Annotated in this window: 1 protein-coding gene; it reads right to left on the bottom strand. The window is 71.6% G+C overall.

From position 1 onward, the window contains the following. Positions 1-349 (bottom strand): IS110 family transposase (locus PUR61_RS05660; RefSeq protein WP_329876253.1); only part of this gene is annotated, 349 nt, incomplete at both ends.

Below are 349 nucleotides of genomic sequence, written 5' to 3'. Positions count from 1 at the left end.
GGTGACGGCCTGGTGGTCGAGCCGTGGTCCGAGCACGCGCTCCAGTGACGGGTGGAACTGGGTGAGCAGGCCGCGTATCCGGTTGGAGGTGCGGGTGGCCTCGGCGGCGAGGTCCTGGTCGAACCCGGTCAGGACGGTGAGCTCGGCGGTGATCTCGTCGGTGAGTTCCAGCGTGCGCAGGGTGTGGGGCATGGTGCGGGCCGCGTCCGCGATCACGGCGGCGTCCTTGGCGTCGGTCTTCGCCTCGCCGGGGTAGAGGTCGGCGATTCGTCGCATGGCGAGGCCTGGAAGGTAGGCGACTTGGCAGCCGGCGTCGCGGGCGACGGTCAGGGGCAGGGCGCCGATGGAG

The sequence above is a fragment of the Streptomyces sp. BE20 genome, assembly GCF_036322525.1.
Lineage (GTDB): Bacteria > Actinomycetota > Actinomycetes > Streptomycetales > Streptomycetaceae > Kitasatospora.
Note: the sequence above shows the minus strand (reverse complement) of the source record. Positions and strands in the feature narration are given on the sequence as shown.